The sequence below is a fragment of the Actinacidiphila epipremni genome, assembly GCF_012034175.1.
Lineage (GTDB): Bacteria > Actinomycetota > Actinomycetes > Streptomycetales > Streptomycetaceae > Actinacidiphila > Actinacidiphila epipremni.
In genome coordinates this window covers 1-23342 of the sequence record NZ_JAATEJ010000021.1, presented here as the reverse complement: position 1 = coordinate 23342, position 23342 = coordinate 1, and the positions used below count along the sequence as shown (strand labels likewise).

18 protein-coding genes and 1 pseudogene are annotated in these 23342 nt (G+C 70.4%); 7 read left to right on the top strand and 12 right to left on the bottom strand.

Translation table 11 applies throughout. The features are described from left to right. Positions 1-88: 88 nt before the first annotated feature. Positions 89-895 carry a hypothetical protein gene (locus tag HCN08_RS23455; RefSeq protein ID WP_167985200.1) on the bottom strand — a complete coding sequence of 269 codons (807 nt, stop codon included), beginning with the start codon at positions 893-895 and terminating at the stop codon, positions 89-91. A gap of 380 nt (positions 896-1275) precedes the next feature. Here HCN08_RS23455 and HCN08_RS23450 point away from each other — a divergent pair, with 380 nt between their 5' ends. The 4 genes and pseudogenes from HCN08_RS23450 to HCN08_RS23440 all read left to right on the top strand — a co-directional run bounded on the left by HCN08_RS23450 (position 1276) and on the right by HCN08_RS23440 (position 4583). Next, a complete protein-coding gene (locus HCN08_RS23450) occupies positions 1276-1992 on the top strand; it encodes a DUF5134 domain-containing protein (RefSeq protein ID WP_167985199.1) in 717 nt (238 codons plus the stop codon). A 112-nt stretch (positions 1993-2104) separates the two neighbouring features. Continuing rightward, positions 2105-2338 (top strand): annotated as a pseudogene (locus tag HCN08_RS37075) (hypothetical protein); the annotation flags it as partial. Between the two features lie 245 nt (positions 2339-2583). Next, positions 2584-3741, top strand: coding sequence for a Gfo/Idh/MocA family protein (locus HCN08_RS23445; protein ID WP_167985198.1), 1158 nt, complete (start codon positions 2584-2586; stop codon positions 3739-3741). Continuing rightward, positions 3738-4583, top strand: coding sequence for a DUF6807 domain-containing protein (locus HCN08_RS23440; protein WP_322974633.1), 846 nt, complete (start codon positions 3738-3740; stop codon positions 4581-4583). The genes HCN08_RS23445 and HCN08_RS23440 overlap by 4 nt, the downstream gene beginning before the upstream one ends. 49 nt (positions 4584-4632) lie before the next feature. Here the strand turns inward: HCN08_RS23440 and HCN08_RS23435 are convergent, their stop codons facing one another. The 8 genes from HCN08_RS23435 to HCN08_RS23400 form a co-directional block, all read right to left on the bottom strand. Continuing rightward, positions 4633-5544 (bottom strand): NAD-dependent epimerase/dehydratase family protein, encoded by a 912-nt coding sequence (locus HCN08_RS23435; RefSeq protein WP_167985197.1) that lies wholly within the window; start codon positions 5542-5544, stop codon positions 4633-4635. Between the two features lie 108 nt (positions 5545-5652). Then, positions 5653-7419, bottom strand: coding sequence for an L-arabinonate dehydratase (gene araD, locus HCN08_RS23430; protein WP_167985196.1), 1767 nt, complete (start codon positions 7417-7419; stop codon positions 5653-5655). Then, positions 7395-8336: a dihydrodipicolinate synthase family protein gene (locus tag HCN08_RS23425; protein WP_167985195.1), complete on the bottom strand. Its 942-nt coding sequence runs from the start codon at positions 8334-8336 to the stop codon at positions 7395-7397. Before HCN08_RS23425 ends, araD begins: the two co-directional genes overlap by 25 nt. An 8-nt stretch (positions 8337-8344) precedes the next feature. After that, positions 8345-9007 (bottom strand): GntR family transcriptional regulator, encoded by a 663-nt coding sequence (locus HCN08_RS23420; protein ID WP_167985194.1) that lies wholly within the window; start codon positions 9005-9007, stop codon positions 8345-8347. 161 nt (positions 9008-9168) lie between these two features. Then, positions 9169-10497, bottom strand: coding sequence for a Gfo/Idh/MocA family protein (locus tag HCN08_RS23415; protein ID WP_322974632.1), 1329 nt, complete (start codon positions 10495-10497; stop codon positions 9169-9171). Between the two features lie 165 nt (positions 10498-10662). Continuing rightward, the gene (locus tag HCN08_RS23410; protein WP_167985193.1) at positions 10663-11955 is read right to left on the bottom strand and encodes an ABC transporter substrate-binding protein; all 1293 of its coding nucleotides are present in this window, start codon (positions 11953-11955) and stop codon (positions 10663-10665) included. A 66-nt stretch (positions 11956-12021) separates the two neighbouring features. Beyond that, positions 12022-12867 (bottom strand): carbohydrate ABC transporter permease, encoded by an 846-nt coding sequence (locus HCN08_RS23405; RefSeq protein ID WP_167985319.1) that lies wholly within the window; start codon positions 12865-12867, stop codon positions 12022-12024. 46 nt (positions 12868-12913) lie between these two features. Next, on the bottom strand, positions 12914-13891 hold the full coding sequence (locus tag HCN08_RS23400; RefSeq protein ID WP_167985192.1) for a carbohydrate ABC transporter permease: 978 nt from the start codon (positions 13889-13891) through the stop codon (positions 12914-12916). 578 nt (positions 13892-14469) lie between these two features. Here HCN08_RS23400 and HCN08_RS23395 point away from each other — a divergent pair. Both HCN08_RS23395 and HCN08_RS23390 read left to right on the top strand, forming a co-directional pair. After that, entirely contained in the window at positions 14470-16224 is a 1755-nt protein-coding gene (locus HCN08_RS23395; RefSeq protein ID WP_167985191.1) for an RICIN domain-containing protein, read from the top strand. Between the two features lie 125 nt (positions 16225-16349). Beyond that, on the top strand, positions 16350-17903 hold the full coding sequence (locus HCN08_RS23390; protein ID WP_167985190.1) for a pectate lyase family protein: 1554 nt from the start codon (positions 16350-16352) through the stop codon (positions 17901-17903). Positions 17904-18239: 336 nt separating this feature from the next. On the opposite strand, the gene HCN08_RS23385 is transcribed toward HCN08_RS23390, so the two are convergent. The 3 genes from HCN08_RS23385 to HCN08_RS23375 all read right to left on the bottom strand — a co-directional run bounded on the left by HCN08_RS23385 (position 18240) and on the right by HCN08_RS23375 (position 21471). Continuing rightward, complete coding sequence (locus HCN08_RS23385; RefSeq protein WP_167985189.1) at positions 18240-19136, bottom strand: carbohydrate ABC transporter permease; 897 nt, start codon at positions 19134-19136, stop codon at positions 18240-18242. Continuing rightward, positions 19133-20026 (bottom strand): carbohydrate ABC transporter permease, encoded by an 894-nt coding sequence (locus HCN08_RS23380; RefSeq protein WP_240970369.1) that lies wholly within the window; start codon positions 20024-20026, stop codon positions 19133-19135. Before HCN08_RS23380 ends, HCN08_RS23385 begins: the two co-directional genes overlap by 4 nt. 137 nt (positions 20027-20163) lie before the next feature. After that, positions 20164-21471 (bottom strand): ABC transporter substrate-binding protein, encoded by a 1308-nt coding sequence (locus HCN08_RS23375; protein ID WP_167985187.1) that lies wholly within the window; start codon positions 21469-21471, stop codon positions 20164-20166. Positions 21472-22268: 797 nt separating this feature from the next. On the opposite strand from HCN08_RS23375, the gene HCN08_RS23370 reads away from it, so the two are divergent. After that, positions 22269-23342: arabinofuranosidase catalytic domain-containing protein (locus HCN08_RS23370; protein ID WP_167985186.1), on the top strand; the 1074-nt coding region annotated here is incomplete at its 3' end.

Below are 23342 nucleotides of genomic sequence, written 5' to 3'. Positions count from 1 at the left end.
GGCTTGGGCCGCTCTCACGTGAAGGGAAGGGGGATGTGTCCGGCCGCAGGAGCAGCCGACAGCGCGCCCTTCCAGGGACGGCTCCGGCTCAGGCTGCGGCGAAGGCGGTCGGCGGACCGCGGCGGACCACCGTTGCGAGCACCGCCCAGCGGGTCGGCGGCCGGGCGTGCACACCGTCCCGGTGACGGCGCAGGCTGCGGCGGACGGCCGCCAGCAGCCGCGTCGCGGCGTGCGCGGCGTGCGCGACGACCGCGGCCGGTACGAGGACGAAGAGCGCCGGGGCGAGGGTCTGGAGCGGCCCGGACAGCAGCGCCCACAAGGCCGCGTCCCCCCGCCAGAGCACGAGCCCCAGCACCGCCGCGGCAAGGAGGTGGGCTGCGGCCATCTCCGGCGACGGCAGCAGGTGCAGCAGATTCCCGGGTGCGGAGGTCATCGGCATGCCCGGCATGTGGTGGGCCGCAGCCGGGGAATACGAGGCCGCCTGCGCGGGGTCGAGTCCCGCGTCGCGGATCAGCGCGGCGGCCTGGGCAGAGGTCAGGGGATGCGTCGGGCCGCCGCAGCGAAGCCGGTCGGCCAGCGCGAGAACTCCGGCCCGTCCACCGGCCGCGGGCGCCGCGGCGGCCGGCGGCATGGCGCCGGCGAGGCAGAACAGCGTGTGCAGCCCGAACTGCCCGGCGCCCAGGCCGAGCGCGATGCCGCGCCCAGGCCGTGGCCGCCCGGCCAGCGGTGCGGCAAACGCCATGACCGCGAGCCATCCGGCCACTTGGACGGGCAGCCGCGGGAAGCCGCCGCCGGCCGCCGCGTGCCCCGCCGCGGACAGCAGGACGCACACCACCGCGAACACCGAGGCCCGCAGTAGTCGTACGTCGGCGGCTGCCCGCCCCGAATGCCTCATGGTCCGGCCATCATGACACCGCGTCCGTTCCGCCCGCCGGACGGGTCCGCCCGCACCGCACCGGCGATCTGCTCGTACGCCGGCGTGCCCGGCCGGTTCCGGCGGTGACGAGGGCCGCCGACGCCACCGAAGGCGTACCCGCAGCGGGACGGGCGCGACGGCTCCGCGCCCGCGGAACTCCCTGCCCGGTCGGCACGACGAATGAAGAGGGCGGGCGAACGGTTCGCCGCTTGCACGGCATCGCTCGGCAGAGCAGGAGCAGGGACAGGAGACCGTATGGCAGCGAGCGACACCGCCCTCCTCAGGGGCAGACGGCTCGGGAGCGCCGGCCCGGCCGCGGGCGCGACGGCGACGTGCCCCGTGGCGGCGGAGGGCACCCGGTGATCGCCGCGCACGGGCTGCGCTGGGTCCTGACCACGATGCTCGCCGTCGTCACCGTCGTGAGCCTGATGCGGGCACTGCGCCCGGACGGGCTGCCGGCGACGGAGCGGGCGGCGCACGCCCTTCACGCCGTGATGGGCGTCGCGATGGCGGTCATGGCCTGGCCCGCCGGGATGGACGTCCCGGCGACGCCGCAGGCGGTCTTCTTCGCCCTCGCCGCGAGCTGGTTCGCGGCAGTGGCCGTGCGGCGCGCCCGCGGGAGCCGGCGCGGGCGTCCGGCGGATGCCGGCCACCCCGGCACGCACGCCGTGCTCCACTCCGTGATGATGGGCGGGATGGCGTGGATGCTGCTCGCGATGTCCGACGGGATGGGCAGCGCGCCTTCGGGCGCCGAAGGGTCCGGATCGATGCACGGCATGCCCGGGATGGCCATGTCCGGCCCCGGCGGTGGTATGTCCGTACGCCTCCACGGGCCCTCCTTCGGCGTGGCCGTGGTGCTCCTCGCGGTCTTCGTCGCCATGGGGCTGTGGTGGCTGTCCCTGCCCCTGGGCTCGGCCCGGCTCACCCCGGCGCTACAGGAGCTGCCGTCTGCCGCCGGGCCCTCCGCGCCGGTCCGCCGCCCGCAGGAGACCGCCGTGCTCCTGCGGGCGGCGGACGCCGGATGCCACGGTGCGATGGCCCTGGGCATGGCGGTCATGCTCCTTGCCGCGCTGTGAGTCGGGCCGGCGGGCGTACCTGCCGGAATGCGCCAACTCCGTGGTCGCTTCGCAACTGGGCGGCGGCTCACGCCACATGCCGTGCGGCCACGCAGGCGAGTGGGCGTGTCGGGCCATCGAGGACTGCTTCCAGGCTGCGAAGAACGAGTGCGGCCCTGACCAGTACGAGGTCCGCCGCTACGTCGGCTGGTACCGGCACATCACGTTGGGCCCACTTCCTCCGGACGCATCCGCGTCGGTCACGGCTTCGCCCACCTTCGGAAGCGGCTCGGACGCGACGCAAGAACGCGCCGTTGACACGCCGTTGGACCACTCCTGTTTTCGGCGCGTCATACGTCATATATGATCTGGGCTCATGGGAGGGTTCTCGCTCACGGTTGCCACGCGTGGCCGCGGTCTGCCCGCCACACCGTCCGGATGCCGCCCGGCAACCGTCCTTGGCTCGCCCGCTGCCGAGCGGACGCTGCCGGAGCCGCGGCCGGCCTCCGGCCCGTGCGGGCTCTCCGAAACGCGTGTGGCGATCGCCCTGCCCCCGACCGGATACGGCCGGGTCACGGCCTCGGTACGAGCCAAGTGGAGGAGTGAAGCGGCATGGAAGAGATCTCCGTGGTCCTGGCGGGGGCGAATGGCCACGGACGGTGGCACCTGGAGAATTTGCGCAGGCTGGTGCCCCGCGGGGCGGTACGGCTCGTGGGCGTCTGCGACGTCGAACCTCCTGGGGACGAGGTCACCGCCGGCCTCGGGGCCCCCGACTTCGACCGCGACCTGGGGGCGCTGATCGACAGGACCGCGGCTCGCGTGGCGATCGTCTGCACTCCGATACACACCCACACCCCCCTGGCGCTGGCCGCCGCGCGGCACGGTGCGCACGTCCTGCTGGAGAAGCCGCCCGCGCCGTCCTGGGCGCGGTTCGAAGAGCTCGCCGACGGCATGGACGCCGCCGGGCGAGCGTGCCAGGTCGGCTTCCAGTCGTTCGGCTCGCATGCCGTGGCGGCCGTGCGCACCCTCGTCGAGGACGGGGCGATCGGAGAGGTGCGCGGCATCGGGGCGGCGGGCAACTGGGTCCGTGAGGAGCACTACTTCACCCGGTCGGCCTGGTCCGGGCGTCGGCGGCTGGGAGGCGCCGACGTCGTCGACGGCGTCCTCACCAATCCGCTGGCCCATGCCGTCGCCACCGCGCTGCGGATCGACAGGAGCGACCGGTCCCAGGACGTCGTGGCGATCGAGACGCAGCTCTTGCGTGCGCACGACATCGAGGCCGACGACACCTCCTGCGTCCGGATCCGCACCGCCCGCGGCACGGTGATCACCGTTGCCGCGACCTTGTGCGCGCGCCAGGCCGCCGAGCCCTACGTGGTCGTCCACGGCACGCGGGGCCGGATCACCTTCTGGTACAAGCAGGACCGGGTGCTGGTGCAGCGGGCAGGACACGGTCCGGACGAACAGCTCTTCGGCCGTACCGATCTCCTGGAGAACCTGCTCGACCATGTCGCGGACCGCGCGGAACTGATCGCGCCGCTGTCCGCCACCGGGGCGTTCACGAAAGTCGTCGAGGCGGTGCGCACCGCACCCGAACCGTCGGCGGTCCCCGACCGGTGGTGGCAGAGCGTCCCCGGCCGGCACTCACCTCGCCGGGTGATCGACGGCGTCGACAGCGCGGTGGAGGCCGCGGCCGGGTCCCTCCAGCTGTTCACCGAACTCGACGTCCCCTGGGCCGTGGCGGCGGCCGGCCGGGTGCGTTCCCGGTGAGCCCCGTGGAACTTCGCTGCGGTACGCGCGCGGTGGGGACGTACGTCCACGAGCCGGATCTGCCCGCGAGGCTGTCGCCGCGTCCGTACCTCCATCCGCTGACCACGCTCGGCGGCACACAGGTCACGGAGCTGATGCCGGCCGACCACCTGCACCACCTGGGGGCGAGCGTGGCCGTTCCCGACCTCGGGGGGTACAACTTCTGGGGCGGGCGGACCTTCGTGCACGGGCAGGGGCCGACGGAGCTGGACAACCACGGCGTCCAGCGCCACACCCGCTGGGTCGGGCTGTCGGCCACCGGGTTCGACGAAGAGCTCGCCTGGACCGCGCAGGGGCAACTGCTCCTCGTGGAGCGGCGCACGGTGGGCCTGCGCGAGGTGTCCCCGACCGCCTGGCGGCTGGAGCTGGCCTTCACGCTCACGAACGCCACGGGCCGGCCGCTGCGTCTCGCGAGCCCGGCCGCGAACGGCCGCCCCGGGGCGGGGTACGGCGGCTTCTTCTGGCGTGCGCCCAAGCACGTCCGGCCGCCGCGGGTCTACGCCTCGGACGGCGCGGAGGGCGAGCGGGCCGTGCACGGACGCCATGCGGCATGGATGGGCATGGCCGGTGACGGTTGGACCCTGCTCCTCGGCGGGGCCGACCCGTGGTTCGTCCGAGCCGGGCAGTATCCGGGCGTCGGCTCCGGCCTGGCGTGGGCGCAGCCGCTGACGGTGTCCGCCGCCGAGCCCGTCACACGGCGCGTCGTGACGGTGATCGCCGACGGCAAACTCGGCCCCGCCGAGGCGGGGGAGCTGTTCCGCGCGAGCGCGACCCCACCCGCGCCGCCGCACCCGCGGCCCTGAGCCGCGAGCCGGCACCGGCCGGGCGAAGTGGCCGCGGACGCGGCCCGGGTCACGCCTGCGGCGCCGCACACCCGCCGGACGGTTCGCCTCCCGGCACGGCCGGATCGGGGACGGCCATGCGACCGCCGGCGTACATCGCGTCCGGGTCGTCTGCCGCGAGCGGACCGCCGAACCCGGCCAGCAGCTCCTGCGCGTACTCCTCGGCGTCGTCCTGCGGCTGGTAGCCCATCGCCCTGGCGCTGTCCAGTTCCCACCAGCCGCGGGTGTTGGCGGAGACGCCGTTCACCGTCGCGTAGGTCAGGCCCGGCGCGGTGAGCATCGCGTGGACGAGCCGGACGGTGTCACCAGGACTCAGCCAGGTGGCCAGGTGGCGCAGCCGTGTCGGGCGCTCGCAGCAGCTGCCGATACGTATGCCGGCCACGGCCATGCCGAACCGGTCGGCGACGTAGGCTCCCAGCGCCTCCCCGAACGCCTTGCTCACCCCGTACAGCGAATCGGGACGCACCGGAGCGGCGCCGTCCAGCGGCGCACCGGCCCGGTGGCGGCCGACGGCGTGGTTGCTGCTGGCGTAGACGAACCGGCGGACGCCCGCCCGCACGGCCGCCTCGAAGACGCGGTAGGTGCCGTCGATGTTGGTGTGCAGCAGCCGGTCGAAACCGGTCTCACCGGGGATGCCCGCCAGGTGCACCACCGCGCTGGCTTCCGCCATGGCAGCGGCCAGCTCCGCCGGACGTGTGATGTCGGCCGTCACCCACTCCAGGCCGTCGTCCCGCGCGGGCCGCACCAGGTCGAGACAGCGCAGGTGCCAGCCGAGCGCCGGCAGGCCGCGCCGGAGGAAGGTGCCCACAGCGCCGGCCGCCCCGGTCAGCAGGACTGTACCGGTGGACGCCGCCGTCGACGGGTCCCGGTCGAGTCCGCGGGCCGCCGGCTGCCGGGCGGGGTGTGCGTCTGCTGGAGGCATGGTCGGGGTGCCCTTCGTCGGGTACGCGGTACGGTCGGCCGAGCGCGGCACCCGCGGGCGCGGGCCCCGGGACGGGGACGCACGGGGAGCGGCCCGGCGCCGGCGGGCTCAGCGCGGATCGGGTTCCGGGTTGCGTCCCGGCCGGGACAGGAAGTCGAAGTCGCAACCGGTGTCGGCCTGCGTGACATGCTCGGCGTACAGCGCTCCGTAGCCGCGCTCGTAGTGCGGGGCGGGCGGCTGCCAGGCGGCGCGGCGGCGTCGCAGTTCCTCGTCCTGCACCTCAAGGGTCAGCAGCCGGTTCGGCACGTCCAGGGTGATCAGGTCACCGGTGCGGACCAGGGCGAGCGGTCCCCCGACATGCGACTCGGGGGCGACGTGCAGGACGCAGGTGCCGTAACTGGTGCCGCTCATCCGGGCGTCGGAGATGCGCACGAGGTCCTTGACGCCGCGTTCGAGCAGGTAGGCGGGGATCGGCAGCATCCCGTACTCGGGCATGCCCGGCCCACCGAGCGGTCCCGCGCCGCGGAGCACCAGGACGGTGTCCTCGGTGATGCCGAGCGCCGGATCGTCGATCCGGTCCTTGAGCTCGCGGTAGGAGTCGAAGACCACGGCGGGACCGGTGTGGGTGAGCAGCTTCGGATCGGCCGCCAGGTGCTTGACGACCGCCCGGCCGGGGGCCAGGTTGCCGCGCAGCACGGCCACTCCGCCCTCGGGGGCGACCGGGTCCTCGCGGGTGCGGATCACCTTCGGCAAGCGGATCTCGGCATCGGCGTAGTAGGAGGCGAACGGCCTTCCGGAGACGGTCTCCCGCTCGGGATGCAGCACACCGGGATCCCGCGCCAGCTGCGCCAGCAGCGCCGGGAGGCCGCCTGCGTAGTAGAAGTCCTCCATCAGGTGGTCTCCGACCGGCCGTACGTCCGCCAGCACCGGCACCCGGGCGCCTATCGTGTCGAAGTCCTCCAGGGACAGCTCCACCCCGGCCCGGCCGGCCATCGCGATCAGGTGGATCAGCGCGTTCGTGGAGCCGCCCAACGCCAGTACGGTGGCCGCGGCGTCCTCGAAGGCCGCCCGGGTGAGCACCTTCGCCGGGGTCAGCCCCTCCCGCACCAGCGCCACGGCGCGGGCACCGCAGGCGGCGGCCATCCGGTGATGGGCGCTGTCCACCGCCGGGACGGAGGAGGAGCCGGGCAGCGCCATCCCCAGCGCCTCGGCCGCCGCCGTCATGGTGGACGCGGTACCCATCGTCATGCAGTGGCCGGCTGAGCGTGCCAGTCCGCACTCGACCTCGGCCAGTTCGCACTCGCCGATCCGGCCGGCGCGGTGCTCGTCCCAGTACGCGAACAGGTCGGTACCGCTGCCGAGGGTACGGCCGCGGTAGTGGCCGCGCAGCATCGGCCCGGACGGCAGGACGATCGACGGGAGCCCGGCGCTCGTGGCCCCCATCAGCAGCGCGGGGACCGTCTTGTCGCAGGCCCCCATCAGCACGGCGCCGTCGACGGGGTAGGAGCGCAGCAGCTCCTCGGCCTCCATGGCGAGGAGGTTGCGGTAGAGCATCGGCGTGGGCTTCTGGAACGTCTCCGACATGGTGGAGACGGGGAACTCCAGCGGGAAGCCGCCCGCCTGCCACACACCGCGTCTGACCTGCTCGGCCCGCTCCCGCAGATGCATGTGGCAGGGGTTGATGTCCGACCACGGATTGAGGATCGCGATGACGGGCTTGCCGAGGTGCTCCTCGGGCAGGTAGCCGAGTTGGCGCATCCGCGAGCGGTGGCTGAAGGCACGCAGGTCGCCGCCCGTGGCGCCCTCGCCGAACCATGCCGCGCTGCGCAGCACCACCGGCCCGCCGCCGCTCACAGCCAGCCGCCCGCGCGCCATGCGGCTATGACCTCGGCGATCCGCCGCCGGACCGCCTCGGGCAGCGCCCGGGACGGCGGCCGGACCTCGGGCCCGCACATGCCCAGCTGGGCCAGCGTCTCCTTCACGACGCTGACGTTGTCCGCGGAGGCATCCGCCGCCCGCAGCTCCTCGAACACCCGCACGGCTTCCCACACCGCCATCGCCTGGTCGAAGTCACCCTCGCGCAGGGCTCGCAGGAGTGCCCCGGAAAGGCGCGGCGCCACGTTGACCAGGCCGGACGTGAAGCCGGTGGCGCCCACCGCCCAGTAACCGGGTGCCGACAGCTCCGCCAGGCCGGCGATCCAGGTGAAGCGGTGCAGCCCGGCGTCCCGGGCCACGGAGGCGAAGCGCACCGGGTCGGGGACCGCGTACTTGACGGCGATCACGTTCGGGCTCTGGTCGGCCAGCATGCGCACCTGCGCCCCGCCGACGCGCGGATCGCGGATGTACGGCACGACGCCCAGTTCGGGCACGGCGTCGGCGATGGCACGGTGGTAGGCGACCCATCCCTCGGCGGAGCGGTAGGGGTGTACCGGCTGGTGCACCATCACCGAGCTGACACCGGCGTCACGGGCGTGCCGGGCCGCGGCGACGGCACCGGCCAGGTCCAGTCCGACGCCCGCCATCACGTCGGCGCGGCCGGCTGCCGCAGCCACCGTCGACTCCACGGCACGGCGGGTCTCGGCGGCGTCGAGGGTGTAGAACTCACCGGTGTTGCCGTTGGGAGTGACCACCTCGACGCCGTTGTCCATCAGGTGCCGGATCAGCGCGGCATGAGTGTCCCAGTCCACACCGCCGTCGGGACGAAACGGCGTCACCGGGACGGCCACCACTGTCGCCAGCCTGGCGCGCAGGCCGTCCAGGAGTGCCGGGCTTTCATACGCTTTCACGGTCATATGTGGGCCTACTCCACTTCGCTCTCAGGGAAGTTGCGCGCCACGAACGCGCTGATGTGGCCGCGCATCAGGGCCCGGACAAGATCGGAGTCCCCGGCCCGGGCGGCAGCCAGGATCTCGCGGTGTTCACGGGCCTCCTGCTCCCAGGACGGCTGCCGGGACCATGCCGCACTGGACACCAGGGCCGTCTGGTCCCGCAGGTCGTCGAGGGCTTTCACCATCAGTGGGTTGCCGCAACCCGCGTACAGGGCACGGTGGAAGGCCCGGTTGGCCAGTGACCGGTCGGCGGCGTCCTCCGCCCCGTCGGCGAGGTCCAGCGCCGAGGCGGCCTCGTCCGTCACGCGCCCGGACGCCGTGGCCCGGGCGGCGGCCACCGGCTCCAGCAGCAGCCGCATGTCGTACACGGCACGTGCCAGGGCTGTGTCCACCCGCCGGACGGTGACCCCCCGGTAGGGGAGCATCTCCACCAGTCCCGAGCCGGCCAGCGTCTTGAGCGCCTCGCGTACCGGGGTCTTGGAGATGCCCAGCCGCTCCGCCAATTCGGCCTCGACCAGCGCCTGGCCCGGCTTGAGCTCGCCGATCAGGATCGCGTGCTTGATCGTTTCCAGGACTGCCTCGGTACGGGAGGGTGGTAGCACCCCCGGACGTGCGCTGCCGAAAGGCACAACCATGTCGGCCACTGTCGGGACTCCTACGGTGCGAGGGGGGAGATGAGTGCGTGCGCTCCTTCTCCGATGGACATGAATCCTGGCACATCATATATGACGGCGGTGTTGCCACAGCTGGGAGCACGAGGGCGGCATCGATTCACCGGCTCTGACACCGGCCGGGGTCATCGCAGGCAGGTGCCCTTCTCCACCAGTCCTACCGGCTCATGCGTTCGAGCCGAGGCGCTTGCCGCAACGCCCACGAGCACGCTGCGGATGCCGTCGCGGTATCCCGCCTGCCGGCCCAGCGGGTCGTCGCCGGGGCCGCGGAACACATCGTCGAGCAGCAGCCGATCACCGCCGCCGTGCCCGCCCGCCGACCTGCCGCGGCTCACCGTGCCGTCCAGCGGGATCTCCTCCCGCCGGGCCCAGTGCCGTTGCAGGGACAGCCGCTCCCAGGCTCCCTCGGCGTGCTCCTTCGCCCTCGCCGACGGGTCGATGGCGGCGTGCGGGGGCGTCCAGGCGCGTTCGCAGACCTCCAGTTCCGCCCGGCCCTCGGTGCCGTTCACCGCCACGCGGTATCCCTCGAAGGGGGCGTGGGCGTGCAGCGAGTACGTCAGGATCGCGCGGTTGTCGTAGCGGACCAGGACGGCCATGGTGTCGTCGATCGTCACCCCGTCGCCGAACACGTCCTGATCCCGGTGGTAGCCGTCCTCGTGCTCGGCGTCGAGGTAGAGCCGCGCGAGGCGTTCGTCGCGCGACATGTCCAGCAGGAACGGGTCGCTTCCGATCGCCGGCGCGCCGGCCCCCCGCTTCGGCCGCGGGCCCAGTCCGCGCCTCGCGGCGTTCTCGGCGCCGTAGAAGAGCAGGTCCGCCTGGGCGAAGACCAGTTCGGGGTTCGCCGCCAGCCACCAGTTCACCAGGTCGAAGTGATGGGTGGACTTGTGCACGAGCAGCCCGCCCGAGCGTGTCCTGTCCCGGTGCCAGCGGCGGAAGTAGTCGGCGCCGTGGATGGTGTCCAGCAGCCATTCGAAGTGCACGGAGGTCACCTCGCCGACGGCCCCGTCGGCCAGGAGCCTGCGCAGCGCGGAATTGCGCGGCGAGTAGCGGTAGTTGAAGGTGACGATGACCCGGGCGTCGCTGCGTTCGGCGGCCGTCTCGATGGCCGCGCACCCCTCCGCGTCGGTCGTGAGCGGCTTTTCCACGACGACGTCCACCCCCGCCTCCAGCGCTGCACACACGTACTGGGTGTGGGTGGCGTCCACCGAGGTCACCACCACCGCGTCGGCCCCCGCGAGCATCGTGGCGAAGTCGGATGGGGCAAAGCACGGCACCGGCGGGCGGCCCGACGCCGTGATGCGCCGGTTGTAGTAGTCCATCCTGGTGCGGTTGGTGTCGCAGAGCGCGACGATCTCCCCGGTGTCGCTCCAGTCGCCCAGCAGGGCGTCGACGTACATGCGCGCCCGGTTGCCGAGCCCGACGACGGCGTAGCGGCGTTTCCCGTACGGCTTCACAGACAACTCCTCGACGGCGGTCTTCAACGGCGGTCTTCAACAGCGGTCGTCGACAGTGGTTCTCGACGGCGGTGCCCCGGGGGCGGACGTGCCGGCCGGGCCGGTGCGGCGAACGGCCGACGCCCGGGCGCAGCTGCGCCGCGCCGGGCGTCGACGGGCGGCAGCTCAGCTGAGCGTGCTGTCGGCTTCCTTCAGGAACGCCTTGGCGGCGGCCTCGGGGGTCTTGTGGCCCGATATGACGTCCTGCCCGTAGCGCTGGAGCATGTCCGGGATGTCGGCGGCGCCGTTCGGATAGGCGGTCGGTGAGTCGGCAAGCGTGGTGCGGACCTTGTCGACGTAGGCCAGCGACGCCTGGTCGGCCGCGGGAAGGCTGTCGCGGATCTCCGCCAGGACCTTGCTGTTCATCGGCAGGCCGCGGTCGCTGCCGAGGATCTTCGCCGCCTGCGGGTCGTTGACAAGGAAGTCGACGAGCTTGCCGGCCGCTTTCTGCTGCTTGCTGTGCGCGCCGACCGCCCAGAACATCGTGGGCTGGAGGAACATGCCGCCGGTTGTCGCCCCGGCGTCCCGCGGCATCCGCAGCAGGTCGATCTGGCCGCCCGAGGCGGTGCTGGCGGCGCTGAGCTGGTTCGTCCAGTACATGCCCATGCCCCCCTTGTTGGTGCCGATGAGGGACTGCTCGATGCTGTCGGAGCCGAGCTCGTTGCTGAGGTTCGCGTCCGGGGAGCCCTTGGCCTTGATCATGTCCACGCTGAGCTGGAACCAGTCGGCGAGGGTGCCGGCCGAGACGCCGAACTTGCCGTCCTTGTAGAGGGGTTCGCCGTGTTGTGCGGCGAAGACCTTCAGGAAGGCGTCGTTGAAGTTGAGCTGGGTACCGTAGATGCCGCTGCCGCCGGCCGCGCCGAGCTCGGCGCTCACCTTCTGGTAGTCCTCCCAGGTCCAGGACGAGTCGTCCGGGATGGGGACGCCGGCCTTCTTGAACACCGAGGTGTTGGCCATCACGGCGAAGGCGTTGGCACCGGTGGGGATGCCGTACTGGGTGCCGTCCACGACACCGCTGGTGAGCAGCTTCTGGTCGAGGTCCGCGGTGTTCACCAGCCCCTTGAGGTCGGCGAGCGTGTCCCGGCGGGCGAATTCGCCGAGCTTGCGGATCTCGATGGCGAAGACGTCCGGCGTGTCCCCGGCGGCGACCTTCGTGGTGAGCTGGTCGTAGTACGAACCCCAGTCGGAGTACGACGACTTGATCTCGATGTTCGGATTCTGCTTCTCGAACAGGGCGACGGCCTGCTCGGTGATCTTGTCGCGGCTGGCGTCCCCCCACCAGCTGACGCGGAGCGTGACCTTGCCGTCGCCGCCGGACCCCGAGCCGCCTCCGCAGGCGGCGATGGCGAGCATTCCGCCGGCGACCGCCAGCGCCACGCACAGTCTTGTCGTTCTCTTCTGCTGGTGAAGCACGGACATCTCTCCTTCGATGAGTTCCGCCCGGAACGGGTCCGGCGGCGATGGCGGGTGCCAGGCGGCCGGCGGCTATTTCAGGCCGGTGACGGCAACACCGCGGACCAGGTATTTCTGACCCGCGAGGAAGAATCCGAAGATGGGGCCGAGAGAGAGCACCGACATCGCGAACATCGGCCCCCAGGACGACTGGCCCGTGGAGTCGAGAAAAGTGCGGAGAGCGACCGGCACGGTCTGCTTCTCGGGTTCGGTCAGGAAGATCAACTGGCCGAGGAAGTCGTTCCAGGTCCATATGAAGGTGAAGATGGCTGTGGTGGCCAGCGCCGGGAGCGACAGCGGCAGGATGATACGGCTGAAGACACGCCAGTGGCCGGCCCCGTCGATCCGTGCGGCCTCGTCCAGATCACGCGGGAGGGTCCGGATGAACTGCACCATGAGGAAGACGAAGAAGGCGTCCGTGGCCAGGAACTTCGGCACGATCAGCGGGTAGAACGTGTTGATCCAGTGCAGTTGCTTGAAGAGGATGTACTGCGGCACGATCACCACCTGCACGGGCAGCATGATCGAGCCCAGCATCACTGCGAACCACAGGCGCTTGAGCGGGAACTCCATGCGGGCGAACGCGTACGCGGCCAGCGAGCAGGCCGTCAGGTTCCCCAGGACCGCGCCGCCCGTGACGATCAGCGAGTTGACCACGTAGTGGCTGAACGGGCTGCTCAGCGCGTTCCAGCCCTCGGCGTAGTTCCGCCCGGTGACGCTGGTGGGGATCAGTCCCTGCTCGCGGAAGATCAGCCCGTCGGGTTTGAAGGAACTGGAGACCATCCACAGCAGCGGATAGAGCATTACCAGCCCGAAGAGGCCGAGGCCGAGATGGACCAGGAGTTTCTTCCCGCGGAGCGAGAGCAGGATTCTCGCCATCAGTGTGTCGTTCAGGCCGGCTCGTGCGGCTTTTATGACTGCCTCCTCAGTTGTCACCGTAGAACACCCAGTACTTCGACATCAGGAAGTTCAGTGCCGTCAGGCAGGCGACGATCAGCACCAGGAACCAGGCCATCGCCGAGGCATAGCCCATTTCGAAGGAGTTGAAGCCCTTGATGTAGACGTACATCGTGTAGAAGAGCGTGGAGTCCGACGGGCTTCCGTTTCCCCCGCTGACCACGAATGCCTGGGTGAAGGACTGGAAGGCGTGGATGAGTTGCAGGATCAGGTTGAAGAAGATGACGGGTGTGAGCAGGGGCAGTGTGATGTGGAAGAACTGGCGCATTTTACCGGCCCCGTCGATGCCGGCGGCCTCGTAGTAGCTGACCGGGATCTGCCGGAGTCCGGCCAGGAAGATCACCATCGGTGAGCCGAACGTCCACACGTTCAGGACGACGATCGTCCACAGCGCCGTGGAGGGGTCGCCGATCCAACTGTGGCCGCTGATCCCGAACAGGCCGAGGAAGTGGTTGACGAGGCCGTCGTCACCGAAGACCTTCCGCCACAGCACGGCTATGGCCACGCTGCTGCCGAACAGCGAGGGCAGGTAGTAGATCGAGCGGTAGATCGCCAGGCCCCGCACGCCCCGGTCCAGCAGCAGGGCCAGCAGCAGGGCGAAGGTCAGTTGCAGGGGCACCGAGACGAAGACGTAGACGGTGGTGTTCTGCAGCGCCTTCAGAAACCGCGGGTCGTCGGTGAACATCCGGGTGTAGTTGTCCAGGCCGACCCAGCGCGAGCCGCCGATGAGGCTGTAGTCGGTGAACGACAGGTACAAGGAGGCCAGGAGCGGGCCCACGGTGATGAACAGCAGCCCGCCGAACCAGGGTGCGAGGAAGAGGTAGGCGGTGAGCGTCTCCCGGCGCCGCCGCCGTCTGCGCATACGAGCCGCCTGCGCTGCGGGGACCGTGTGCTCGCTGCCGGATCGTGCCTCGGCCGGGTACGGGCGCGCCTGAGTGCTGCTCATAGGGCTCTCCTCCGTGGGCCGGGCCGCTCTCTCATACGCGTGGTGCCTCCGGGAAGCGCTGCCGGCGGCATGATCGGCGACGGATCATATATCACGTACGACAGGGGCTGCATGGGGTGTCACCGTAGGGGCGCCCCGGGAAGCCGTCAATGCCATGCGCACGACTTCGTGCGGAGCTCCTGGTCGAACGTGTGTCGATGCGTAGGTTTGCGGTCCTGGCGCGGACCTGCGATCTTTACGCCCGGGCGGGAAGGTCGGTCCGGTGCCTTGACATGCCGTCAGCGGGCTCGTAGCTTCGGCCGTGCTCCAGTGCGTCGTATACAGCATGTCATGTATGTGACGCCACTTTTCCGTGGTCCACGCCTACCGGTCTCGGCCATGAGCACACCCGGCGCGTCCCCCCACCGCGCCGGGGACCTGAGCCGTGTCCGCACTGCCGCCGGCTGTCCGGCGCTCGCGCCGGCGGAGCAGACCGAACCCTGCCGTCCGCGGCTCCGCGACGCCCCACCGCCTTGGCGGTGGACGTCGCACCTGCCCCATGGGGGAACGCTTCCGTATCGGTGAAACGGAGTCACTCCATGAACTCAGCAGACCACCCCCCGTCCAGGCACGCCCCCCGGCGCCTCGGGTCGCGCCGGCGCAAGGCCGCCGGCATCGCGGGTGGCACGACGGCCGCGACAGCCGCCGCCGTCTGCCTGGCCTTCGTGCCCGCCCACGCAGCCGGAGCGGCGTCAGCCGTGGGCGCCGGAACGTACACGCTGACCAACACCGGCAGCTCGCTGTGCCTGGACGTGCCCGGCTCCAGCGGTGCCGTGAACGTCCAGTTGCAGCAGCAGACCTGCGCCAACGGCAGCAACCAGCGCTGGACGCTGACCGCCGTCAGCGGCGGGTACACGCTCAGCTCGGTTTCCAGCGGGTTGTGCGTGGGCGTCCAGGACGCCAGGACCAACGCGGGCGCACCGATCCGGCAGGAGACCTGCACCGGTGCGGCGAGCCAGACCTGGACGCTGACCGCCGACGGCGGCAGCTACCGGGTCGCCAATGCCAACGGCGGCAAGTGCATGAACATCAAGGACAACTCCACCTCGGCGGGCGCACTCGTGCAGACCAACTCCTGCGACAGCGTCGCCACGAAGCGTTGGACGCTCACCGCGACCGGCGGTACCGGTCCCACCTCACCGCCGACCACCGCCCCGACCACTGCCCCACCGACCACCGCTCCGCCCACCACGGCTCCGCCCACCACCGGCGCGATCTACGTGGCACCCGGCGGCACCTCCGCGGCTGCCGGGACGCAGTCGGACCCCACCACGCTCGCCTCGGCGGTCAGCCGGGTCGGCCCCGGCGGGACGATCTACCTGCGCGGCGGCACGTACGCGTACGCGCAGACCGTCGTGGTCGCACAGGGCAACAACGGGACGGCCGCCGCCCGCACCCTGCTGTCCGCCTACCCCGGCGAGACGCCCGTACTGGACTTCTCCGCCCAGAGCGAGGACTCGGCGAACCGCGGCCTCGAACTGGACGGCGACTACTGGCACGTGTACGGCATCGTCGTCCAGCACGCCGGTGACAACGGCATCTTCATCGGCGGCAGCCACAACATCGTGGAGCGGACGGTCACGGCCTACAACCACGACACCGGGCTGCAGATCTCCCGGATCGCCTCCACCACCCCCCAGAGCCAGTGGCCGGCGGACAACCTCGTCCTCAGCTGCGAGTCGCACGACAACTCCGACTCCGACGGCGAGGACGCCGACGGCTTCGCGGCCAAGCTCACCTCCGGTGCCGGAAACGTCTTCCGCTACGACGTCTCCCACAACAACATCGACGACGGCTGGGACCTGTTCACCAAGACCGAGACGGGCCCCATCGGCGCCGTCACCATCGAGTACTCCCTCTCCTACCGCAACGGCACCCTCAGCAACGGGCAGCAGAACGACGCCGGTGACCGCAACGGCTTCAAGCTCGGCGGCGACAAGATCGCGGTCGACCACGCGGTCCGCCACGACATCGCCTACGGCAACGGCCACGACGGGTTCACCTACAACAGCAACCCCGGTGACATGACCGTCACGAACAACGTCAGCATCGACAACTCCGAGCGCAACTTCCACTGGGAGACCGGTGCCTCCGTCTTCCGCAACGACACCTCGTGCCGGTTCGCGTCGGGCGGCTCCAACGACAAGGTCGTCGGAGACACCGACAGCTCCGACCAGTTCTGGTCCGGCACCAACGGCTCGCAGTGCTCGGCATACAGCGGAGCCCTCGGCTGGTCCTTCGCCTCGGACGGCAAGCTCGTCGTCACCCTGGGCGGCAGGACGGTGACGCCGTAACCCCCCGCGGCCGGGCCGGCCGGCACCCCGGCCGGCCTGGCCCGGCCGCCCGCTCCACCCCCCACGGCCCGCAGCGCCCACCGACCGGCGCTTGCGCGGCGAACGAGAGGACCGAGAGGACGAGCATGAAACGACCCACCGCGATACGGCTCTGTGCGGCGGCGACCACGACAGCCCTGGCGGCCGTCACCGGCGTGGTCCTGCTGATGCCCCAGGCATCGGCCGCCGCCACCGGCGCCACCGGCTACGCGACCATGAACGGCGGCACCACCGGCGGCGCGGGCGGCCAGACGGTACGCGCCACCACCGGGACCGAGATCAACGCCGCCCTGTGCAACCGGGCCAGCAGCAGCACCCCGATCACCATCGAGGTCGAGGGAACCGTCAACCACGGCAACACCAGCTCGGTCTCGGGCAGCAGCTGCGACACCGCCGACGACGAGATCGACCTGAAGAAGATCAGCAACGTCACGATCGTCGGAGTCGGCGGCGGCGCCGTGTTCGACCAGCTGGGCATCCACGTCCGCGAGTCCAGCAACATCATCATCCAGAACGTCACGGTCAGGAACGTCAAGAAGTCCGGCACACCGACGTCCAACGGCGGGGACGCCATCGGCATGGAATCCGACGTCCACAACGTCTGGGTCGATCACGCCACCCTGGAGGCGTCGGGCGGGGAGGACGACGGATACGACGGTCTGTTCGACCTCAAGGACAACGTCCAGTACGTCACCCTGTCGTACAGCATCCTGCGCGACTCCGGCCGCGGCGGCCTCATCGGGCACAGCGACAGCGACCTCAGCAGCAGCTTCATCACCTTCCACCACAACCTCTACCAGGACATCGACTCCCGCACTCCCCTGCTGCGCGGCGGCACCACCCACAGCTACGACAACTACTACGTGGGCCTGACGAAGTCCGGCATCAACTCCCGGATGGGCGGCCACGCCAGAGTCGACAACAACTACTTCAAGGACTCCCGCGACGTCCTGGGCACCTTCTACACCGACGAACTCGGCTACTGGCAGGTCAGCGGCAACATCTACGACAACGTGACCTGGACGGCGCCCGGTAGTGAGAACCACCCCGCGGGACCCGACCCGCAGTCCAACACCACGGTCACCATCCCGTACCCCTACGCGCTGGACGCCGCAAGCTGCGTGCCGGACATCGTGGGCCGGACCGCCGGCGCGGGCAAGGGTCTGAAGGTCTCGGACGGCAACTGCTCGGTCCCCACCTCGCAGCCGACCACGCCCACGCCGACGGCGACCCCCACCACCACGGGACCCACCGCCCCGCCGACCCAGCCGAGCGGGACCAACCTCAGCATCGGCGCCGGCGCGGACGGCTCGAGCAAGGGCGGCGGCACGAGCTACGGCAACGCTATCGACAGCGACATGAGCACCTACTGGTCGCCGAACGGGTCGACCGGTTCCCTCTCCGTCAAGTGGCCCTCCCCCGTCACCGTGTCCGCGATCCGCATCCGCGAGGCATCGGGCACCGAGGGCCGCATCGGCTCCTGGCGGGTCGTCGACCACGACACCGGAGCCGTACTCGCCTCAGGGACCGGGGCCGGAGCCATCACCTTCGCCGCCACCTCGCTCCGCAAGATCACCTTCGAGATCACCGGCTCGAACGGCACACCCGAGGTCGCGGAGTACGAGACCTACGCCGGTTGAGCCGGCATCGGCGACGCGGGAGCGCGCCGGCGTGCACGCCGGGCTGCCCGCCGTCCGCCACCTGGCCGAGCGGCTCGATCCCGGCGGTGGCCGTGTCCGCCCGTGACATGACGGGCGGACACGGCCGGGCACCCGGAGGAGTACGGGACCATGTCGCCGGGCACTTTGGCAACACCGGCCGAGGCCGCTGGTACACCGCGCCGGCCCGGACGGGTCAGGGACGCGGGCCCACTCATGAGGGGCGTGGCCGGTGCAGTCGTAGACCTGGTGGAAGCAGTAGTCGTCGCAGGCGGGGACGCGCCGCCCGGTCCGTGCGGACAGCCCCCCCGGGTGGCTTCATCCCTTGACGGCGCCGGTGAGACCGCCGACGATCCGCTTTTCGAATACCGAGAAGAAGACCAGCGCCGGCAGCATCGCCAGGGAGGTGAACGCCAGGACCTTCGCGGTGTCCGTGGAGTACTGCGAGGAGAACGCCTGGACGCCGAGCGGCAAGGTGAAGTTGGCCTGCGAGTTGAGGATGTAGAGGGGCAGGACGTAGTTGTTCCAGCTGCCGATGAACGCCAGGATGCCGACCGTCACCACGCCGGGCAGCGACAGCGGAACCGCCATGCGGACGAAGAACCCGAGCCGGCTCGCCCCGTCGATCGCGGCGGCCTCCTCGATCTCGTCGGGAATGGCCCGCAGGAACGGCACCAGGATGATGACGGTCGTCGGCAGGCCGAAGGCGATCTGCGGGACGATCACACCCAGCAGGTTGTCGACGAGGCCGAGGTCCTTGACGACGATGTACAGCGGGGTGATCGCGATGACCATCGGGAACATCAGACCCGCGGCGAACAGGGAGTACATCGCGCCCTTGAGCCGGAAGTCGTAGCGCGCGATGGCGTAGCTCACCATCAGCCCGAGGACGACGATGCCGAGCGTGCTTGCGAGCGCGACCATCAGCGAGTTTGCGAACTCGCCCCAGAACCTGTTCGACTTCAGGACGTCCACGTAGTTGCCGATGACCCAGGGATGCGGCAGGCCCGCCGGGCTCGTGGTGATCTGCGAGTTGGTGCGGAAGCCGCCGAGCACGATGTAGAGGACCGGCGCGATGCAGACGCCGATGAAGAGCAGGGCGACGAAGTAGGTGACAGGGTGGCCCCACTTCTGTGGTCTGTCACCGACCGCGCCCCGTCCGGCGGGCGCCCCCGGGCCCGCGGGGAACCAGGACCTGGCGGTCGTCGCGCTCATCGGACGGCTCCTTCCGCCACGGCGCCGCGCAGGTCGCGGCGCAGGACGAAGCGCTGGTAGACCAGCGCGACAACGAGCGAGATCAGGAACATCACGACGGCGATGGCGCTGCCGTAGCCGTAGTTGCCGGCGTTGCGGCCCTGGGCGACCATGTAGATCGCCATGGTCGAGGTACCTGCCGTCCCGGAGACGTACTGGCCCCAGATGATGTAGACCAGGTCGAACAACTGCAGCGAGCCGATGATAGACAGGAACGCCCAGATGCGGATCGTCGGCCCGAGCAGCGGCAGGGTGATCCGGCGCTGGATCTGCCAGTACGAGGCCCCGTCGATCGCGGCGGCCTCGAAGAGCTCCTGGGGGATCGACTGCAGCCCGGCGAGCATCAAGATCACCGCGAATCCGATGTACTTCCAGGAGATGATGGCCATCAGTGTCCAGATGGCCAGCTTCGGGTCCGACAGCCAGTCCGCCTGCAGCGCGCCCAGTCCGATGTGCCGCAGCAGGTCGTTGATCGCTCCGTCGCTCTGGGCCATGAGACTCCAGCCGGTGCCGACGATGACCTCGGAGATGATGTAGGGCACGAAGATCAGGACCCGGATGGCGGACCGGCCGCGGATCTTCTGGTTGAGCAGGAGCGCGAGGCCGATCGCCAGCGGGCCCTGGATGACCAGCGAGAGCCCCATGATCATGAAGCTGTGCTTGAGGACCTGCTGGAACGCGGGATCGGTGAGGATCAGCCGGTAGTTGCCCAGTCCGACCCAGTCGGTGGGCGCACCGTAGCCGTGCCACCGGTAGAACCCGTAGTACGCGGCGAGCGCGACCGGGAAGATCACGAACGCGAGGAACATGAGGATCGCCGGTGCGGACAGCAGCGCGATCTCGAGTCGCAAGCGGACGCGGGCGCGGCGGCGCGCAGTCGCTCGCGGCGGGGCCGGGAGCTTGGCAGCGCCCCTGGCCCCGGCCGTTACCCGCGACTGGCGGCCGACGGCCGCGTCGGTACCCAGGGTGTCGCTCATGGACTGGTCGCTCAGCCCCTCTCGGCGGCGGTGTTGGTGTCCTTGACGATGTCGGTGGGCGACCCCTTGCCAGCGAGCATGTTCACCACGGCGGTGTTCATGGCGTTGCCGACGTTCTGGCCGTACTCGGTGTCGAGGAACTGCATCGTGTAGGCGGCCTTGTTGAATGCCTCCAGCGCCGAAATGCTGTAGGAGTCGGTAACGACCCCCTGGGCCTGCTTGTTCACCGGGATTGCGACGAACGCCTTGGCGTACGCCTCCTGCTGTTCCTTCGTCACAAGGAACTCCAAGAACTCGAACGCCTCCTTGGGCGCCTTCTTGGACAGCGAGTACACGCCGGCGCTGCCCATGATCGCGCTCGGATCGCCCTGGCCGCCGGACACGGCGGGGAAGGGGAACCAGCCGAGGTCGGCAAGCGGCTTCTGGTCCGGGGTCAGCCCGGCGATCACCCCGGGGTCCCAGTTGCCCATCAACTCCATGGCCGCCTTGTGGTTCGCCAGCATGCCGGCCGAGGATCCCGCGCCCTGCTGCGCCGAGGCCGTCAGGAATCCCTTCTGGAAGGGGTCGACCTTCATGAACGAGGCCAGGTCCTCGCCCGCCTTGGTCCAACACGGGTCGTCGAACTTCAGCGACTTCGCAGCCTTCGTCATCGTGTCCTGGCTGCACTCGCGCAGTGCGAAGTTGTAGTACCAGTGCGCGGCCGGCCAGGCGTCCTTGGCGCCGACCGCGATCGGCGCGACACCGGTCGCCTTCAGCTTCGCCACGTCGGCCTGGAGTTCGTCCATCGTCGCCGGGGGTGAGGTGATGCCGGCCTGCTGGAAGAGGTCCTTGCTGTAGTAGATGCCCTCGGGTGCCGTGTCGATCGGCATCCCGTACACCTTGCCGTCGACCGTCCCGGCTGCGAGCGCCGCCGCGCCGGTGTTCGCCTTGTCGGCGGCGGTGAGGTCGAGCGCCTGGAGCTGACCGGCGTCGACCATGGCCTGCATCTTGCCGCCGCCTCGCTGCAGGAAGACATCCGGTGCGGAGCCGGAGTTGAGCGCGGTCTGCAGCTTGCCGTCGAAGTCCTCGTTCTGGACGTACTGGATCTTGATCGTGACGTTCGGGTGGAGTGCCTGGAACGCCTTGGCCGCGACCTTCCAGTACTCCGCGCCGGGCCCGGGCGATGCGTTCTCCCAGAACGTGACCGTCACCTTGCCACCCGACGAACCGCTGCTGCCGCCGCTGCCGCCGTCGTCGCTGCCGCCGGCGCATCCGGTGACGGCGAGCGCGAGGCCCACACCGACCGCGAGGGCTGTGGCGCCGCGTACGTTCCTTCTCATCCTGGAGACTCCCTGAGCTGGCATCGATGGACTGGCGGCTACCGGACAGCAGTCCCGGTCGCCTGGGCAGTCGTGCCGAGGCATCTGCGTGGGGCACGGGCCCTGGCATCGGGGGCCGGTACGCCCCTCGGGCAGGTGAGCGGTAACACCGATGGGCCCTCCCCCGCGTCCGGGAAATCGAGAGGGCGACGGCACCGTCCCTCACACCTCGACAGATCGCGTGCGTGAACCCGGAGTTGTCCGGTTTCAACACCCTGGCCCACACACCTGGAGCGAAACTTTTTCGCGCTCGTTGCGATCGTTTCGGGCACCCTAGGTCGACCGCCGGACTGCGTCAATACGTCTCACACAAACAACTGGTGACTCCCGGCGCGTCCGGACGAGCAGGCAGACTCAGCACGAGCCGCCGCGAGGGCGGCAATCAGTACGAAAAATTTCGGAACCTCCTCGCCACCTCTGCGGCACCCGTCGTCTTCCGTTACCCACACCGCGCCGCACTTCTTGACAACGCCGCCGGACTCGTGGGATCCCTAGGAGTGCATGGGACGTTCGACCGTGGAAGCGGCCCGTCATCGCCGCTCATGCCGCACCCCGGGGGGAAAGTGGCCCCCACCGACAGGTCGGACCTGCCGTCCCGTGTCGGACACGCCAGGGCTCTCCGACGGCCTCAACGAGGGGCCGCCCCTCTTCGGAAAGCGGCAATTCTCCGAGGTGGAAAGTGTTAGCGCTAACACCCCGGCTGGTCCGGCCCGCCACGGTCGCCACCGCGGCGGCCTCACGAACGAGAGAGGAACGTCATGATCCGATCATGGCTGCGCCGTTGCCGGCGCGGTCTGCTGGGCGCCGGGGCGACGTTAGCGCTGGCCGCCGGTGCTCTGACGGGCGCCGCGGGTACGTCGCACGCCGCGGCACAACAGTCATGCGACATCTACGCGGCCGGAGGCACGCCCTGCGTGGCGGCCCACAGCACGGTCCGCGCGCTCTACGCCGCCTATACCGGCAGTCTCTACCAGGTCCGGCGCTCGTCGGACAGCGCGACCAAGGACATCGGCGTGGTCGCCGCCGGAGGACGCGCCGACGCCTCCGCCCAGGACTCCTTCTGCGCGAACACCTCATGCGTGATCACGACCGTCTACGACCAGTCGGGCCACGGCAACGACCTGAAGTACCAGGGCCCGGGCGGGGCGGGCGGCTCGGACACCCCGGCGAACGCCACCTCCGAGTCACTGACGGTCGGCGGGGGCAAGGCTTACTCGCTGTACATCAACCCGGGCAACAGCTACTGGCGTGACGGCCATCTCACCGGCGTCCCCACCGGCAGTGCTCCGGAGGGCGCCTACATGGTGACGAGTGGTACCCACGTCAACAACGGCTGCTGCTTCGACTACGGAAACAGCGAGACCGACCGCAAGGCCGACGGGGCCGGGGCGATGGACGCCATCTACTTCGGTACCAGCTGCTGGTTCGGCGGCTGCTCGGGCAGTGGCCCCTGGGTGCAGGCCGACCTCGAATACGGACTGTACTCGGGCGGCAGCCAGTCCTGGAACACCAGTCAGCGGGCCTTCACCAGCAAGTTCGTCACCGCGATGCTCAAGAACAACGGCACCTCCAGATTCGCGATCAAGGGCGCCGACGCGCAGTCCGGAGGCCTGACCACCTTGTGGGACGGCGCCCTGCCTTCCGGCTACAGCCCGATGAAGAAGCAGGGCGCGATCGTACTCGGCAGCGGCGGCGACTGCTGCAACGGCAACACGAACCAGTCCCTGGGGACCTTCTACGAGGGCGCCATCGTCGCCGGATATCCCTCGGACGCCACCGACAACGCCGTCCAGGCCAACATCAACGCGGCCGGCTACAGTTCTTCGACCGGT